14 protein-coding genes are annotated in these 16,451 nt (G+C 38.8%); 9 read left to right on the top strand and 5 right to left on the bottom strand.

From position 1 onward, the window contains the following. Nucleotides 1-63: 63 nt before the first annotated feature. Both ACOVO2_RS23880 and ACOVO2_RS23885 read right to left on the bottom strand, forming a co-directional pair. On the bottom strand, nucleotides 64-882 hold the full coding sequence (locus ACOVO2_RS23880; RefSeq protein ID WP_421772385.1) for an anti-sigma factor: 819 nt from the start codon (nucleotides 880-882) through the stop codon (nucleotides 64-66). 65 nt (nucleotides 883-947) lie between these two features. Continuing rightward, nucleotides 948-1,526: an RNA polymerase sigma factor gene (locus tag ACOVO2_RS23885; protein ID WP_421772386.1), complete on the bottom strand. Its 579-nt coding sequence runs from the start codon at nucleotides 1,524-1,526 to the stop codon at nucleotides 948-950. A gap of 339 nt (nucleotides 1,527-1,865) precedes the next feature. Between ACOVO2_RS23885 and ACOVO2_RS23890 the strand changes: the two genes are divergently transcribed. From ACOVO2_RS23890 to ACOVO2_RS23910, 5 genes are all read left to right on the top strand, one after another. Continuing rightward, the gene (locus ACOVO2_RS23890; protein WP_421772387.1) at nucleotides 1,866-2,906 is read left to right on the top strand and encodes an agmatine deiminase family protein; all 1,041 of its coding nucleotides are present in this window, start codon (nucleotides 1,866-1,868) and stop codon (nucleotides 2,904-2,906) included. A 113-nt stretch (nucleotides 2,907-3,019) separates the two neighbouring features. Continuing rightward, on the top strand, nucleotides 3,020-3,367 hold the full coding sequence (locus tag ACOVO2_RS23895) for a n-acetylglutamate synthase (protein ID WP_421772388.1): 348 nt from the start codon (nucleotides 3,020-3,022) through the stop codon (nucleotides 3,365-3,367). 167 nt (nucleotides 3,368-3,534) lie between these two features. Further along, entirely contained in the window at nucleotides 3,535-5,925 is a 2,391-nt protein-coding gene (locus ACOVO2_RS23900) for a peptidylprolyl isomerase (protein ID WP_421772389.1), read from the top strand. Nucleotides 5,926-6,004: 79 nt separating this feature from the next. Then, nucleotides 6,005-7,351, top strand: coding sequence for a foldase protein PrsA (locus tag ACOVO2_RS23905; protein ID WP_421772390.1), 1,347 nt, complete (start codon nucleotides 6,005-6,007; stop codon nucleotides 7,349-7,351). Nucleotides 7,352-7,483: 132 nt separating this feature from the next. Then, the gene (locus tag ACOVO2_RS23910) at nucleotides 7,484-8,455 is read left to right on the top strand and encodes an AAA family ATPase (RefSeq protein ID WP_421772391.1); all 972 of its coding nucleotides are present in this window, start codon (nucleotides 7,484-7,486) and stop codon (nucleotides 8,453-8,455) included. Between the two features lie 74 nt (nucleotides 8,456-8,529). On the opposite strand, the gene ACOVO2_RS23915 is transcribed toward ACOVO2_RS23910, so the two are convergent. Next, nucleotides 8,530-9,411 carry a Ppx/GppA phosphatase family protein gene (locus tag ACOVO2_RS23915; RefSeq protein WP_421772392.1) on the bottom strand — a complete coding sequence of 294 codons (882 nt, stop codon included), beginning with the start codon at nucleotides 9,409-9,411 and terminating at the stop codon, nucleotides 8,530-8,532. A gap of 161 nt (nucleotides 9,412-9,572) precedes the next feature. Then, nucleotides 9,573-11,192: a sodium:solute symporter family transporter gene (locus tag ACOVO2_RS23920; RefSeq protein WP_421772393.1), complete on the bottom strand. Its 1,620-nt coding sequence runs from the start codon at nucleotides 11,190-11,192 to the stop codon at nucleotides 9,573-9,575. Nucleotides 11,193-11,409: 217 nt separating this feature from the next. Between ACOVO2_RS23920 and ACOVO2_RS23925 the strand changes: the two genes are divergently transcribed. Together ACOVO2_RS23925 and ACOVO2_RS23930 are read left to right on the top strand one after the other, a co-directional pair. Beyond that, nucleotides 11,410-12,666 carry a sensor histidine kinase gene (locus ACOVO2_RS23925; protein WP_421772394.1) on the top strand — a complete coding sequence of 419 codons (1,257 nt, stop codon included), beginning with the start codon at nucleotides 11,410-11,412 and terminating at the stop codon, nucleotides 12,664-12,666. A gap of 158 nt (nucleotides 12,667-12,824) precedes the next feature. Next, nucleotides 12,825-13,508 carry a response regulator transcription factor gene (locus ACOVO2_RS23930; protein WP_421772395.1) on the top strand — a complete coding sequence of 228 codons (684 nt, stop codon included), beginning with the start codon at nucleotides 12,825-12,827 and terminating at the stop codon, nucleotides 13,506-13,508. 96 nt (nucleotides 13,509-13,604) lie between these two features. On the opposite strand, the gene ACOVO2_RS23935 is transcribed toward ACOVO2_RS23930, so the two are convergent. Continuing rightward, nucleotides 13,605-14,063: an Lrp/AsnC family transcriptional regulator gene (locus tag ACOVO2_RS23935; RefSeq protein WP_188769356.1), complete on the bottom strand. Its 459-nt coding sequence runs from the start codon at nucleotides 14,061-14,063 to the stop codon at nucleotides 13,605-13,607. Nucleotides 14,064-14,354: 291 nt separating this feature from the next. On the opposite strand from ACOVO2_RS23935, the gene ald reads away from it, so the two are divergent. Further along, on the top strand, nucleotides 14,355-15,470 hold the full coding sequence (gene ald, locus ACOVO2_RS23940; RefSeq protein WP_421772396.1) for an alanine dehydrogenase: 1,116 nt from the start codon (nucleotides 14,355-14,357) through the stop codon (nucleotides 15,468-15,470). Between the two features lie 117 nt (nucleotides 15,471-15,587). Continuing rightward, a complete protein-coding gene (locus tag ACOVO2_RS23945; RefSeq protein ID WP_421772397.1) occupies nucleotides 15,588-16,220 on the top strand; it encodes a viroplasmin family protein in 633 nt (210 codons plus the stop codon). The last annotated feature ends 231 nt before the right edge of the window (nucleotides 16,221-16,451 follow it).

Here is a 16,451-nt window from a genome sequence, read left to right on the forward strand (position 1 = left end):
GCCTTCATCTCTCTTTTTTTCAATCAAATTACTATTATTCTATTGACCATCGACTGTGGACTATTAAATTCCCATTACCATAATATCCGAAGTTGGAACTGGGCTACCGCCTTGTTTTTCGAGCGTTACGGCGAATGCTTTTGCCGGTGGTACTTTCTTTAATTCTTGCGTATTATTTTTGATGTCAAACACACCCGCATCTACTGGTTTATCATCTACGATAGCCCAAAGCTGATACTGCATTCCCGCAGGTGGGGTTGGCAAGTTGCCTCTTACAACATATACTTTATTGGTTTTAGTGTCCCAAGCGAGCATAACCGTTGAGTTTTCTGCCCCTTTCTGACCAACCAATTTACTCATTTTTATTTGTGGGTCCATTATCAGACTTACTTCGCTTGGTTGCATCATTCCTTCTTGAGATTTGAGGTCTTTCTGAAGTTTAATGTTTTCGTTTACAGCCACTGAAAGATTCGTTTTGGTTTCTTTCCATTGGGTTGCAAAGTAAATATTTGCCAATAAACTACCCAATAGTGCTACCGAAGCCGCAACTCTCAAATAACTTCCGTAGAAACCTGTCAGTTTCGGAGCCTGTTGTTGGGCCAAATCAATCTCTTTTCCACTATCAAAGTCTATTACTTTCGTCTGCTTTTCCTCCGATTCTGCCGCAATTTGTTCCCAAATCTTACTTTGTAAATGTGCAGGAGGAGTTTGGGCATTGGCAAAAGCATAGCTTTCTAAAGCATCTTCGATGGCACGAAGCTCTGTCTTTATTTCAGGATATTGCATAGCCAACTGCTCTACTTCAGCCACCTCTTTTTCGGAAGCCAAGCCAAGCACGTAACTTTCTAATACCCCAGATGCTATGTATTCTTGAATATTCATTATTATTTGTATGAGTGATTCTTTACACTCCAAAGTTCACTTAGTTTCTTTTAATTAATTAAGTCTCAAAATAGGAAGTTCACCAGCAGCCACAAGCCACTTAGCATTGCTCTTAGGCTTCCAACCGCTGCTTTTATTCTGGTTTTTACTGTACCAAGTGGAATACCATATTCCTCTGATACCTCCGCTTGCGTATAACCTTGATAATACACCAACTCAATAAGCTGACGGTATTCAGGTTTCAAATTATCAACAACTTTTCTCAAACCTATCGAGTCAACGTCCATCACTGTCTGATGTTCGGTATCGACCTGATAGATAATGTTTTGTTCCATTGAAATATTCTGTGATGAATCTCGGAAGTCAGCCGAGCGAACCCTGTCAATGCTCAAGTTTCGTGCAATATTCATCATCCACGTAAAGATACTACCCTTCGAAGAATCATAATTGTCAATGTTTCGCCAAATCTTTAAAAAAGTATCTTGAAGCAAATCATTGGCATCGTCGTCTGACTGTACAATTTTACTGATTACACCAAACAACGCTCCTGAATAATTATTATACAGGATATTAAAGCCCTTCTGGTCTTTATTTTTCAATAAAGACACTAACTCTTCTTCTGCTATGCTAATTCGACGTGCCAAGCGATTTTCTTTAATTTAAGCTAAATAACTATTTTTTTTCGAAACATGTTTGCTTTTCATGTATTTTCTGAAAAATATATTCAGCTTGTGGTTTTAACGGTCAATAATAAGAAATTGAAATACGTAAATTTTCTTTCTTGGTATTTGTCATCATTTACGGAAAATACTAAACTTTGGATTTTATGAGTCTAAAATAAGCTTTACCTTTGCAGAAAAACAAATGTTTGTAGGCAATTTATCTCTAAAATGCTTTGAAACAGCGTATTAGAACTTAAAATGCCTGCAAGATGCTAAAATTCAAAACTGCAATCTGAAACATTGCGAATTGTATATCAAAAAATGACTCCGAAACAACAAGGTTTTTTCTTTCCAGCCGAATGGCACACACATAGAGCAACATGGCTTAGTTTTCCGCAAAGTTCCGATTCTTGGGACTATGGCGACCGTTTAGAGCGAATCTATCCATCATACATGGCTTTTGTGAAGGCTATTTCTGAAAGCGAAAAAGTATGTATCAATGCCAAAGACGCAGCTCATCAAGCTCTTATTTGGGGTTTGATTGAAAAATATGATATTGATAAAAATCAAATCGAAGTACCGATTCATCCCAACAATGATTCTTGGTGTCGTGACCACGGCCCTGCATTTTTGATAAATCCAGAAACCAAAGAGCGAATGATTGTCGAATGGGGCTACAACGCCTGGGGCGGAAAGTATCCACCGTATGATGATGATGATAAAATTCCTGTTCGCATTGCCGAATACCTCAATTTACCTTACGTAGTACCAGGAATAATTATGGAAGGTGGCTCAGTAGAATTTAATGGAAAAGGCACGGTACTGACGAGCAAATCTTGCTTATTAAACCCCAACCGAAATCCGCACCTTTCGCAAGCCGAAATCGAAGATTATTTGCGTAATTTTTATGGTGTTGAACAAGTTTTGTGGGTGACAGAAGGAATCGTAGGCGATGACACCGACGGACATATTGATGATACCACTCGTTTCGTAAACGAAGATACCGTACTGACGGTTGTCGAACCCGACGAAAACGATGACAATTATCACCCGCTCAAACAAAACCTCGAAGATTTAAAAGCCATGCGTTTACCAAACGGTAAACCTCTGAATATCATCGAGTTACCCATGCCCGATGCCGTTTATGACAGTGGAGTAAGATTGCCTGCATCTTACGCTAACTTCTTGATAACCAATGGCTCAATCATTGTTCCTACGTACCGTTGTGAAAAAGATGCCGTGGCATTAGAAATCATTCAAGGGTGTTTCCCAAATCATAAAGTTGTGGGTATTGATGCCACCGAAATCATTTGGGGATTGGGAAGTTTTCATTGCCTTTCGCAACAAGAACCAATCATCTAATGTGGAGCGAACTTCCAGTTCGCCATTCTCGTTCGCCGTTATACAAAATTGTGTAGTATAATTTCGTAGGAACGTCCAATTTGGACATTCCTACGAGCAAAAATCAACTAAAAATGAGCATAAACTACCACCAAAAAACTTTCAAATCTGTTGCCAATACTGATAATGGTGAAGTAGGTAGCGAAACACTTTTTTATTACCAACAGCAAGGCAACGTTGTGTGGGCCGAATATGGCGGCGGAGCAATAATAAAAGGTTTTTTGGTAGCAAAAGTTATCGAAAACGATGCTCTTGATATGCGTTATGAACACATCAATTCGGTGGGCGAACTCATGACTGGAAAGTGTCTTTCAACGCCCGAAATTTTGCCCGATGGCACTATCAGATTACACGAAAAATGGCAGTGGACAAGCGGAGATTTTTCTTCGGGTGAATCAATAATTGAAGAAATTATTCACTAAAATTTCGTAAAAAGCAGAAATTTCGTTTAATTTTGACTTTTTAACAAACCTACCGATGCTCCTGTGGCAGATTCGGGAGGCTACCCTTACTCAACAAAAATACTTTTCATCACAATAAATTTTTACGTTTACAGTTGTTTATTGAAGATGATTGTTCGATGCTCTTTATGAAGATACACAATAAATATATATATATACTATTAGTTTTTATTCAGTTAGCTTGTCAGGTAGCTAAGAAACCTCAACCAAGAACTAATCAACAAGTAAACTCGAAACCTACCGAAGATGCTTTTTCACGGCCTCCAGTTTCAGTAACCAGTACTCAAGCAGTAAAAGAAGAGAAGCCTGAGCCAGTAGCCATTACAGTTGGAACCAACGAACTGAAAACGGCCGAACTTAAAGATGCCTTCGAGAATCAGATTTCAGAAGACACACTATCGCCCGAAGCATTTTTAGAGCAAGTTATCAACGACCAACGCATCATTGCCGATGCCCAAAGACGTGGTTATGATAAGGTACAGGAATTTAAGGAGGAAATTGAAGGTTATAGAGCTATGTTGGCGGAGTCGTATTTGACTGATAGTGCAACCATAAAATCGCTCTTGAACGAAACTTATACTTGGATGAAAGAAGAAGTACGTGCTGCACACATCATGTACCAACTTTCAGAATTTGCCGAACCCACCGATACACTTGCCATTTACAACAAACTCATTGATATAAGAAATAAGGCATTAGCAGGTGAAGACTTTGCCGCATTAGCTCAGCAGTTTTCACAAGATAAAAAATCGAATAATATTGGCGGCGATTTAGGTTGGTTTAGAGCAATGCGTTTTCTTTACCCACTCGAAAAAGCTGCTTACACAACTCCAGTTGGGCAAATTTCGATGCCGGTTCGTACGAAAGGTGGTTTCCATCTTATAAAAGTATTGGACCGCAGGCCATACAGTGGAAGCGTATTAGTGCAGCATATATTGAAAGTTGTACCTACAAATGCTCCCGAATCAGAAAGTCTGAAAGCCAAAGCTACGCTCGACTCGCTTTACAACGTAATCATGAAGGGCGAAACATTTGAAGATATTTGTCGTAAATATTCTGATGATACAAAGTATAGAAACTTTGGAGGGTTTTTGCCTGCCTTTGGCATCGGCGGCAGAGAGGAAGTTTCGTTTGAGCAAGCAGCATTTGCTTTGAAAGAAGGTGAAGTATCAAAGCCAGTTCGCACAGCTATCGGTTGGCATTTGATAAAACTTTCAAAGAAAATTCCATTAGAATCTTTTGAAGAAGCTTCGGTAAAATTGAAAGATAAAATCGTGACAGATTCAAGAGGTGATGTTGTTCGCGAAACCACCATCAACAAGCTGAAAAGACAAATGAAGTTTGTTGAAGACGAAGGGGTGGTAAAAAGGGCTTTCGCAGCGGCTGATACGAATATTCTAATAAAAAAATGGAACTATGCCATCAATGATGAATTGGTTGGGAAAACTCTTTTTAGTATTGGTTCGAAGGCCTATCCAGTAAAATCATTTTTTGATTTTGCCGTTGACCGACAAACCTTTGAGCGAACGCCAGCAGGATATACCCCAACGATGGTTATGCGTAGTTTTTACAAGAAATTTGTTGATAATACCGTAAAATCGTATGCCGAAGCAAACCTCGAAGAACTAAACCCCGAGTTTAAAGTGTTGATGAAAGAGTACAGCACGAGTTTGTTGAAGATGGAATTGCTCAACGATTTGGTTTATGAGAAATCAACGTCTGATACAACTGGTCAACGCCTGTTTTATGAAAAAAACAAGGAAAGATACCAAATGCCAGAACGAGTCTTGGCAACGGTGATTGCATCAAAAGATGCCAAGACGGTGTATCAAGTAAAAGAGGTTATTGAAAAAGGAAAACCTTATAATTTGAAAAGATTGTACCGTACACCACTTTATTACCTCAAGAATACAAGTGAGCTGACACCAGACCATAAAAAAACGTTGGTGTATATCCTTGATATAATGCGTAAAAATAAGGGGTACGTAGTAGAGATAGGAGGCTATGCCGACCAGCAAGAAAACGATAATATTTCGGCCGAGCGTTTAGAAAAAACCAAGGCATTTTTGATAGCAAATGGTCTTTCGATTGAGCGAATCATCGAAAATGATTATGCCAAAACCAAACCAGCCGATAAATTTGATTGGGCAAAAAATCAACGAGTTGCGTTTGCATTTTATAGTAATTACAAGAAAGACGTAGAAAAAGTATTCAACTCGAAAGACCCTAATAATGTAACTGTCGAAGATGGTTACTTCAAAAAAGGCGATAATAAATTTGTGGATTTAGTAAAGTGGGAAGCTGGCAAGCAATCAATTGCGAAGGATGGTCAGTTTGTAGATGTCATTATTGAGCAAGTTGAGCCTGCCAGATATAAAACACTTCGAGAATGCCGAGGTCAAGTTTTGGCTGAATACCAAAAATATCTTGAAGCACAATTTAAAGCCGATTTAATCAATAAATATCCAGTTAAACTCAATAACGAAGAAATTCAGAAAGCAATTGGTATAAAAAAATAATAAAGCACTCGTAGAGACGTATGAAAATACGTCTCTGTTGGGTTTGAACGTTGACTATTAAAGTATCCAAATAAATAAAATGTTAAAGAAATTATTCCTATTCATTTGCCTTCCGATGTTGGCATTGGCACAAGAAGCCCCCATCAACATTGACCGTATTGTGGCAAAAGTTGACAACTACATTATTCTTCGCTCCGAAGTTGAGCAGTTGTATCTCAGAGGTGTGCAACAACAACAACCTGTAAGTAAATGTCAGGCATTAGAGAGCATGGTTGTAAACAAACTTTTAGTTGCAAAAGCAGAAATCGACTCGGTTTACGTAGAAGACAAACAAGTTGACGACCAACTGACTGCCCGTATGCAGCAAATGATTCAGTTATATGGCAACGAAAAAAACATTGTTGAACAGTTTGGTAAATCGCTCGAAACACTCAAAAGTGAAGTACGTTCGCAGGTAAAAGAACAACTTACAGCCCAACGTATGCAAGGAAAAATTACTGAGAACCTCAAGATTACCCCCAATGAGGTAAAGAAATTCTTTAATCGTATTCCGAAAGATAGTATTCCCGAAATTCCAACTGAGGTTGAGTTGGCACATATTGTTCGCTTGGCTAAAGTAACAAAAGCACAGAAAGAAGAGTTATCAGAGAGATTACTTGATTACAAACGCCGTATTTTGGCGGGTGAAAAATTTGAAGACTTGGCCAAAGAGTATTCAGAAGACCCGGGTTCTCGCCAATACGGTGGAGATTTGAGTTGGTCGAAACGTGGGGCGATGGTTCCTCAGTTTGAGGCAGCTGCCATGCGATTGAAACCTAACGAAATATCAGATGTGGTTGAGTCTGATTATGGTTTACACTTAATTCAAACCCTCGAACTCCGTGGACAAGAATTTCATGCAAGACATATTTTATTGCGTCCAGATTATAATCGTTTAGATGTAACAGATGCTACGAAATTTTTGGATAGTATTCGCACCGAAATCGTGAAAGATAGTATCAAATTTGAGAAAGCGGCGAAAGAGTTTTCGGATGATAAACAAACGCAAGATGGCGGTGGAGTTTTGATGGACCCACAGACTGGTTCTACCAAACTTCCATTGGATGAATCAATGGAGCCAACACTCTATTTTATGATTGATAGTATGAAAGTTGGCACGATTACTGCACCCATGCCGTACAGAAGCGAAGACGGAAAAACAGGAGTAAGAATCATTTATTACAAGGCAAAACACGCTCCTCATAAAGCAAATTTGAATGATGATTTTGAAAAACTCAAAGATTTTGCGATGATGGAAAAACGGAATGTTGAGATTGAAAAATGGTTCAAAAAAGCAACAGCCGATGTGTATATCAAGATAGACCCTGAGTTTGAAGCCTGTAATATTTTTGGTAAAGACCGTATAAGTGGGGGAGTAGAGTATTAGAAAATTAAGAATGTAGAATTAAGAATTATGATTTTTAGTTCAAGATTTTTTTGCATAAATTTTTGATAATCAATAATTTAAAAACTGTCGTCTTGTGGTCTATTGACTATCGACTTTTTGAAAAATCCATAAATGAGCAAAGTTAAATTTACTTCGGACGTAGAAGCTGCAGATGCCCTCAAAGTGGCGTTTAATCAATTACAAACAGAAATCGGACAGGTGATTGTCGGACAAGACGAAACTGTTCGTTTACTCCTAACCGCTATTTTCTGTCAAGGTCACTGCCTGTTGGTTGGTGTACCAGGTCTTGCAAAAACATTGTTGATTCAAACAATAGCTTCTGCACTTGATTTGGACTTTAACCGTATTCAGTTTACGCCCGACTTAATGCCATCAGATATTTTGGGTTCGGAAACTCTTGATAATGAGCGTAATTTCCGTTTTATCAAAGGGCCAGTGTTTGCTAATATCGTTTTGGCCGATGAGATTAACCGTACGCCACCTAAAACTCAATCAGCTTTGCTCGAAGCCATGCAAGAGTTTGCCGTAACGGTTGGCGGAACAAAACACAGTATTGGCCGTCCGTTTTTCGTATTGGCAACTCAAAACCCAATCGAACAAGAAGGAACGTATCCACTGCCCGAAGCACAGCTCGACCGTTTTATGTTTATGGTAACGCTCGATTATCCTTCGTACAAGCAAGAGCTCGATATTGTTAAGAATACAACTTCAGACCGCAAGACTACTGTCAATAAAGTACTTACGGGCGAAGAAATTTTATACTTCCAGCACTTAGTACGCCGTGTGCCAGTGCCAGATAACGTGGTTGAATATGCCGTTGGATTAGTTCACAAAACTCGTCCAAATTCGGAAATGGCATCAGCCGAAACCAATAAATATTTAGAGTGGGGTGCAGGCCCAAGAGCTTCTCAGAACCTAATTTTAGGTGCAAAGTGTAATGCCCTCATCAATGGTAAATACTCGCCTGATATTGAAGATGTGAAAGCTGTAGCGGTATCGGTGCTTCGTCATCGTATCGTGCGTAATTTTAAGGCTGAAGCAGAAAATATTTCAGTAGAAGAAATCATTAAGAAAATGTTATAAGTTTATATAAGGTTTGACGCACAAAAAAAAGCTCAATGATGAAAATCGTTGAGCTTTTTTTGTGTTAACATATTTTATTCCTCATTCATCAAAGTTTCATAGACGAGCATCAAAATACCGTCTTTCAGACCCAAATCTGGTACCATGATTTCGGTTGCACCAGCCCATTTCATTACTGAAATATAAATATCCGATGCCGGAACAATGACATCAGCACGGTCGGCGTTGAGTTGGAGCTTATTCATGCGTTCTTCCAAACTAAACTTTTCAATGTAGTTTCGCATTTTTTCAAGGTCTTTTAGACTGGCTTTGTTATCTTTTTTGCCTTCAATCATGTTGAAAAGCTTCGAGATATTTCCGCCCGTTCCAACCGCAATCACATTTTCATGACTTGGAATATTGGCATCGACCCATGCTTGCATTTTTTTCCATACATCAGGGGCTTCTTTATGCTCTAATAAGCGTACCGAACCAATTTTAAATGATTTTGCCGCAATTTTTTGTTGTCCTTTATAAATATTCAGTTCTGTACTTCCGCCACCCACATCAATGTGTAGATAAGTGCGGTCATCATCAAGCACCGTAACAATGACGTTATTGATTAGTTCGGCCTCTTGTTCTCCTTCAATCAGATGAATCTCCATACCCAGCTCGTTTTTGATACGCTCTACAATATTGGCACCATTTTCGGCTTCACGCATGGCACTTGTGGCACAAATCATGTAGGCATCTACTTCGTGGAGTTCCATTAAAAGCTGATATGCTTGTAGTAGTTTTTTTATTCGAGCTTCGCTGGCGTGCGAAATTCTTCCACCATTGAATACATCCATGCCCAAACGTAGAGCAAAACGCACGTATTCAACCTTTTTAAAGCTAATTTTATTTTTGTTGGTCAATACCGACGAAATCTGCATTCGGGCGGCATTCGAGCCAATGTCTATTGCGGCAATTTTCATAACCCCCAGCCCCTAAAGGGGAGTCCCTGTTTTAAGTGATAAGTAATTTCTGCAAAAGTAATCATTTCGTTTTGAAATAAACTGATAAATAAAAAAGGTACTGCAATTTCTCGCAGTACCGTCTATAAAATACTTTTTTATTACTACTCTGACTTGAAATTTTACCAGAAATAGGTATAAAGTGAAATAATCGTAATAATGACGATAACTGCCCCAACCGCAAAGCCAGTGGTTGTTTTAAACATCGTAGCATCAATTTCAAGACCTTTCTTTTCATCGGGCAATACTAAACTCAAGATAAACATCACAACTACGCAAATCACAAACACCCAGCCCATACGGTCAAGGAATGGTATCGCACTCCAGTCAGTTCCTGGAAGCCAGTTGTTGTGCATAGCTAAAGCAATCAAGAAGCCACCAACAATGGCGAAAAACGCCCCTGCTGAGTTGGTTTTTTTCCAGAAAAAGCCCATAATAAATGCCGCAAAAATACCTGGAGAAAGCAAGCCTGTCATTTCTTGAATAAATTGGAAACCACCTTTTTTCTCGATACCCATGAATGGAGAAATCACAATTGCCAAAACCATCGCAATAATAATTACAATTCTACCCACAACAACGAGCTTTTTCTCGCTCATATCTTTAGCAAAATATGGCTTGAAAACATCTAAAGTAAAGATTGTCGAAATACTATTTGCTTTACCAGCCAACGAGGCCACAACTGCCGCCGTAAGGGCTGCAAATGAAAGGCCTTTTAGGCCAACGGGTAGTAGATTCAACAAAACAGGATAGGCTCTATCTTGATTGAAAGTGCCATCAGCCCCCAGCATTTCTTGCTGAAACATACCTTTTTGGTATAAAGCATACGCCGCAATACCTGGGAGTGTAACGATTACAGGCATCAATAATTTCAAGAATGCTGCAAACAATAAACCATTACGAGCGGTGTCGAGGTCAGCACCTAAAGCACGTTGTGTGATATACTGATTACAACCCCAATAGTTAAGATTTACAATCCACATTCCACCAAAAAGTACCGTCAAACCTGGAAGCGACATGTAGTGAGGGTTTCCTTTCGGGTAAATCATGTGGAAGTGGTCGTCGTGGTTTTGGGTCATTAATTTAAAGCCATTTGCCAAACCTTCCATACCGTATTTGTCAGAAACCAACGTTACGGCCAGATAAGTAGCCGCCAAGCCACCAATTACCAAGAAAAACACTTGAATTACATCGGTAAAGCCAATTACTTTCATTCCACCGATGGTGATAATAATAGCAAAAACTGCCAAGAAAACCATACAAGAATAAAAATCTAAACCCGAAATACCCGAAACTGCCAATGCTCCTAAATACAAAATCGAAGTGAGGTTTACCATAATGTAAAGCAATAACCAAAAGATTGCCATAATCAAACTCACAGTTTTGTTGTAGCGTTGGCTTAAAAACTGCGGCATGGTTGAGATATTATTTTTTAGGTAAATAGGCATAAAGAAAACCGCAACGATAATCAAGGTAGCGGCTGCCATCCACTCATAAGTTGAGATACCCAAGCCCATCGAAAAACCATTGCCCGACATTCCAATCATCTGTTCGGCAGATATATTTGATGCGATTAGCGAAGCCCCAATTGCCCACCAAGTAAGCGAGCCTTCGGCCAAGAAAAAGTCTTTAGTTGAAGTTTGTGCCGATTTCTTTTTGTTGTAAATCCAGTAGCCGTAGCCTGCCACAATGATAAAATAAAATAGAAAAACTAAGTAGTCAAGTGTTTGTAGTTTTTGCATATTGCTTAGGGTTAATTAAATAAGTGTCAAAAATACATTTTTAGATTTGGTTAAACAAATTAAGAGATAAAATTTGCTTTTTCAAAGAAAAATCATGGTTTTTAAGGGAATATGCAGTCGATAATTAATAGTCCGCTTAATAAGAATTTTACAAACAATACTTATTTTTTTGTTATGAAGTAAGATTTAGTTATTTTTACGAAAAAACTGTCCCGTTTTGAATAGAAATACAATCAGACTTCTGGTTTTACTCGGTACGCTTTCGATTACGGGAATTATTGCTGTGCAGGCCTACTGGGTAAAACGTGCTTTCGACTTAAAAGAACAACAATTTAGACAGACCGTCATGATTTCGCTGCGAAATGTAGCGAACAGAATTTCTACGCTTTATAAACTCTCGAAATTCGACAACCCTGTTACGCAGCTTTCTTCCGACTATTATGTTTCTAACCTTCGAGTGCCACTCGATGCCGATGTGCTGGAGCATTATCTGAAAGAAGAGTTCAAAAAGCAAAATCTCAATACGCCTTTTGAATATGGCATCTATGACTGCGAGAGTGAAAAAATTGTGTATGGTTCATACATTGATGCTAACTACGAAACCAGCAGTGTTTCAGCTAAGCCATTACCAAAAACCGACAAATATCTCAATTATTTTGGTGTGAGATTTCCGAGTAAGACCAGTTATTTGGCCAGTAGGCTCGATATTTGGTTGATTTCTTCGCTCATTACATTGGTGGTGACAATATTTTTTGGCTACGCAATGTTTGTTATTTTACGTCAGAAACGCCTCAGTGAAGTTCAGCGAGATTTCGTGAATAACATGACGCACGAGTTTCAGACACCCATTTCGACAATTCGTATCGCTACCGATGTTTTGAGTCAACCTAAAATAATGGAACAACCTGAGCGTTTGAAAAAATACGTGCAGATTATTCGTCAGGAAAATAATCGACTGAAAACACAAGTCGAAACTGTGTTGAATACTGCCCGTTTGGAGCGAGGAAAAATGCAACTTGATATTCAATTACAAGAATTACACAGTTTGATAAACGAAGTAACTGAAGGTGTGCAAGCCGAACTGGAAGATGGTTTGAAAGTTGAGTTAGCTGCCACTAAATCGAGTATTTATGCCGATCGCACGCAGTTGATGAGTTTGATTAGAAATTTACTCGAAAATGCCATTAAATATTCTCCAAAACCACCTTGTATTACTATTCGTACTGAAAATATTGGCGATTGTTTAGTATTTTCTGTGATTGATAATGGCATCGGAATTCCTAAAGAGAGCATTACAAAAATATTTAATAAGTTTTATAGAGTTCCGACTGGCAATTTACATAATGTGAAAGGTTTTGGCTTGGGTTTGAGTTATGTTAGCCAAATTATCAAAGCCCACAAATGGCAAATAAATGTAGAGAGCGAGGTAGGAGAAGGAACGACTTTTAAAGTAACGATGAAGCAAGAGGCTTAGTTATTGGTAAACTGATTACTGGTAAACTTCGGGGTCGTCTACGGTACGCCGCTCCGGTGCGGATATTGGTTTCTTGCTGTAAACTTGATTAGTAAACCGAATTCAACTCACAAATAAACCAGTTTCCCAATAACCAATTCCCTATTAACTATTCAACAATGCCCAAAATATTATACGTAGAAGACGACCCAAATTTAGGATTTGTAACAAAAGATAACCTTGAACTCGAAGGTTTCGATATTGTGCATTTTCAAGATGGCAAAGAAGCATGGAAAAGTTTTAGTAAAGATAAATATGACCTTTGTTTGCTCGATGTGATGTTGCCTGAGTTAGATGGTTTCTCTTTAGCCGAGAAAATCAGGAAGCAAAATCAGCAAGTGCCAATTATTTTTCTTACTGCCAAAACCATGCAAGAAGACCGCATTGCAGGTTTGAAAATAGGTGGTGATGATTATGTGACGAAGCCTTTCAGTATTGAGGAGTTGTGTCTTAGAATAAAGATTTTTCTGAAACGTAAAGATGTTTCAAAAGACCCAATACAGGGCCTTACGGCATGGAAAGTGGGTTTATATGATTTCAATTATCAAGAGCTTAGCTTAAAATCTCCATCAAAAACTGAGCAACTTACGCACCGAGAAGCAGAGGTATTGAAGTTTCTGTGCGAACGCAAAAATCAAGTAATTAAGCGTGACGAAATCTTGACGGCTATTTGGGGGCGTGACGATTATTTCTTAGGCCGTAGCCTCGATGTATTTGTGACTCGTCTAAGAAAAATGCTCGCCGAAGACCCTTCAATCAAAATCGAAAACGTACACGGAATCGGATTTAGATTTGCGTGTTAAATCTAATGATTGAATGAGAGAATTATAGAATGGAAGAATATTTTTGCATTTTTGAAACTTCAAAAATGCAAAAGTACTTTTACCAGTAACCAGTAATCAAATAGGCAAAACGGTTGTGCTTTTTACCTCAGACATCACAAAAAAACTGTGTATCAACGAAACCCCCGATAGCACCGATAATTTTTGTTGGTGAAACTGATGATAGCTTTCCATATCAGGCACAACGATTTTGAGCATATAATCAAAACTACCCGACACAAAATTACATTCTACTACTTCGGGTAGATTCATAATTGATTGATTAAAGCCCTCAGAGGTGTCGTGGGTTTGCTTAATGAGCGTAACTTGACAGTAAACCGTTAGGTTCTGCCCCAATTTCTTTTTATTTAAAATCGTTACGTATTTCTCAATAATTCCTTCTTGTTGTAAACGTTTCACGCGGTCGTGTACGGGCGTGAGCGAAAGGTTTATCTGCTGTGCAATATCCTTTAGGGTCAGGTGTGCATCTTCTTGCAGTAATCTGAGGATTTTCTTGTCAGTTTCGTCGAGTATCATAATTTTATTGAGTTAATGCTTATTACGGCTTGGTATAGTTTGATGCTGATAATTTAGTACCGAATTTTTTTCTTTTCAGAACTTCAAAAATACATGTTATTAGAAGTAATTTCCTTGAAATCGATAATTGGCATGAAATAATTCTTATTTTTTCAAATATATCAATAATATTTTCTTTATACATTAATTTTGTGGTGCAATTATACTTCATCATATAAAATATACATCTCCGCTATGGTTTTGCCGTAGCGGAGAGCAATTACACTTCATCAATATAAAAATTTCTGGATTATGATAATCGGAGTACCTAAAGAAATCAAAAACAACGAAAATCGAGTAGCACTTACTCCTGCTGGAGTAGCAGAATTGAAAAAACACGGTCACACCGTTTATGTACAAGCAACTGCTGGTATAGGTAGTGGGTTTAGTGATGAAGAGTACACACAAGCAGGTGCAACAATGCTACCTACGATAGAAGAGGTTTATGGCATTGCCGAAATGATTATCAAAGTAAAGGAGCCGATTGAGCAAGAATATCAGTTAATTAAGAAAGACCAGTTATTATTCACTTATTTCCACTTTGCTTCATCTGAGCCATTGACTCACGCCATGATTGAGCGTGGAGCGGTTTGCTTGGCTTACGAAACAGTAGAAAAAACTGACCGTAGCTTGCCATTATTGGTGCCGATGTCGGAAGTTGCTGGTCGTATGGCGATTCAAGAAGGTGCCAAATATTTGGAGAAACCATCGGGTGGAAAAGGTATTTTGTTGGGAGGTGTACCGGGTGTTCCGCCAGCCAAAGTTTTGGTTTTAGGTGGTGGAATCGTAGGAACACAAGCCGCTAAAATGGCCGCTGGATTGGGTGCAAGAGTGGTGATTATGGATGTAAGTTTGCCACGTTTACGTCATTTGTCAGATATTATGCCGCCAAATGTGACTACAATCATGTCGAACCATTACAATATCCGTGAAGCAATTGCCGAGGCTGATTTAGTAGTGGGTGCGGTATTGATTCCGGGTGCGAAAGCTCCGCATTTGATTACTCGTGATATGTTGAAATTGATGCGTCCGGGTACGGTTGTAGTTGACGTAGCCGTTGACCAAGGTGGTTGTATCGAAACTTGTACGCCAACAACGCACGAAAACCCAACATTCATCATTGACGATATTGTACATTATTGTGTAGCAAATATGCCAGGTGCAGTGCCTTACACTTCAACATTGGCTCTGACAAACGCAACATTGCCGTATGCTGTGCAGTTGGCCAACAAAGGTTGGAAAAAAGCATGTAGCGAAAACGAAGAATTGAAAAAAGGACTCAATGTGGCCAATGGTAAAGTTGTTTATAAAGGTGTTGCCGATGCGTGGGGCCTTGAATTCAACGAAGTAGAAGATATTTTAGCGTAATAAAACTTCATCACCACTAAATAGAGTATGCCTTTTCTCTGCAAAGAGAAAAGGCTTTTTTTATGAATTTTTTGCAGAAATTGTTTTCAAACCCACAAAAATCTGCAATTTTGCAAAATGGCAAAAAAACAAAAATTTTATACAGTCTGGGAAGGTCGAACAAAAGGAGTTTATGACTCATGGGATGATTGTAAAAAGCAAGTTGAGGGAGTTCAAGGTGCAAAATACAAAGCTTTTGAGTCGAAGAGTGAAGCCGAAAAAGCTTTGGGCGAAAACTATTGGAAGCATACTCAAAAGGCTGCCGAAGCGAAGCAAACGAAAATTCCAAAGTCAGCTTTTCCTCCGCCCAATTTAGAGTCGGTGGTGGTTGATGCGGCTTGGAATTCGGTCAAGAAAGATATGGAATACCAAGGGTTTTATCTGAAAACCAAAGAACGTTTGTTTCATAAAGGGCCATTTCCGCAAGCCACTAATAATATTGGCGAGTTTTTGGCTATCGTACATGCTTTGGCTCACTTAAAAAAGCATAATTCTTCGTTACCTATTTATTCAGACTCTCGAACGGCTATCAGTTGGGTAAAAAACAAAAGAGCCAATACAAAACTCGACGAATCGACTGGAAATCCTGAGATTTTTGATTTACTCGAACGTGCCGAAAAATGGCTCAAAGAAAATACGTACCCGAATAAAGTATTGAAATGGGAAACTGATTATTGGGGCGAAAATCCCGCCGATTTTGGAAGGAAATGATTATTTTTTAGTCCACTGTCCACAGACGACAGTCTATAGAAGTTTCTGTAAATTAAAATCTATCGACCGTGGACTGCTGTCTATCGACTGAAAAAAAATCTATCGACCGTGGACTGCGGTCTATCGACTTAACAAAAAAATCTATCGACCGTGGACTGCGGTCTATCGACTGAATAAAAATGCCAAAAAATTCATTTACATTCAAGCAATTCACGATAAACCAAGACCGCT

Source organism: Emticicia sp., assembly GCF_049241225.1.
In the GTDB taxonomy this organism is placed as follows: domain Bacteria; phylum Bacteroidota; class Bacteroidia; order Cytophagales; family Spirosomataceae; genus Emticicia.

Excerpts from the sequence above, each read along its gene's own strand:
- ACOVO2_RS23900 (WP_421772389.1), top strand. The coding sequence starts at position 3,535 with ATGAAGATACACAATAAATATATATATATACTATTAGTTTTTATTCAG.
- ald (WP_421772396.1), top strand. The coding sequence starts at position 14,355 with ATGATAATCGGAGTACCTAAAGAAATCAAAAACAACGAAAATCGAGTA.
- ACOVO2_RS23880 (WP_421772385.1), bottom strand. The coding sequence starts at position 882 with ATGAATATTCAAGAATACATAGCATCTGGGGTATTAGAAAGTTACGTG.
- ACOVO2_RS23920 (WP_421772393.1), bottom strand. The coding sequence starts at position 11,192 with ATGCAAAAACTACAAACACTTGACTACTTAGTTTTTCTATTTTATTTT.
- ACOVO2_RS23905 (WP_421772390.1), top strand. The coding sequence starts at position 6,005 with ATGTTAAAGAAATTATTCCTATTCATTTGCCTTCCGATGTTGGCATTG.
- ACOVO2_RS23910 (WP_421772391.1), top strand. The coding sequence starts at position 7,484 with ATGAGCAAAGTTAAATTTACTTCGGACGTAGAAGCTGCAGATGCCCTC.
- ACOVO2_RS23930 (WP_421772395.1), top strand. The coding sequence starts at position 12,825 with ATGCCCAAAATATTATACGTAGAAGACGACCCAAATTTAGGATTTGTA.
- ACOVO2_RS23935 (WP_188769356.1), bottom strand. The coding sequence starts at position 14,063 with ATGATACTCGACGAAACTGACAAGAAAATCCTCAGATTACTGCAAGAA.
- ACOVO2_RS23895 (WP_421772388.1), top strand. The coding sequence starts at position 3,020 with ATGAGCATAAACTACCACCAAAAAACTTTCAAATCTGTTGCCAATACT.
- ACOVO2_RS23915 (WP_421772392.1), bottom strand. The coding sequence starts at position 9,411 with ATGAAAATTGCCGCAATAGACATTGGCTCGAATGCCGCCCGAATGCAG.
- ACOVO2_RS23890 (WP_421772387.1), top strand. The coding sequence starts at position 1,866 with ATGACTCCGAAACAACAAGGTTTTTTCTTTCCAGCCGAATGGCACACA.
- ACOVO2_RS23945 (WP_421772397.1), top strand. The coding sequence starts at position 15,588 with ATGGCAAAAAAACAAAAATTTTATACAGTCTGGGAAGGTCGAACAAAA.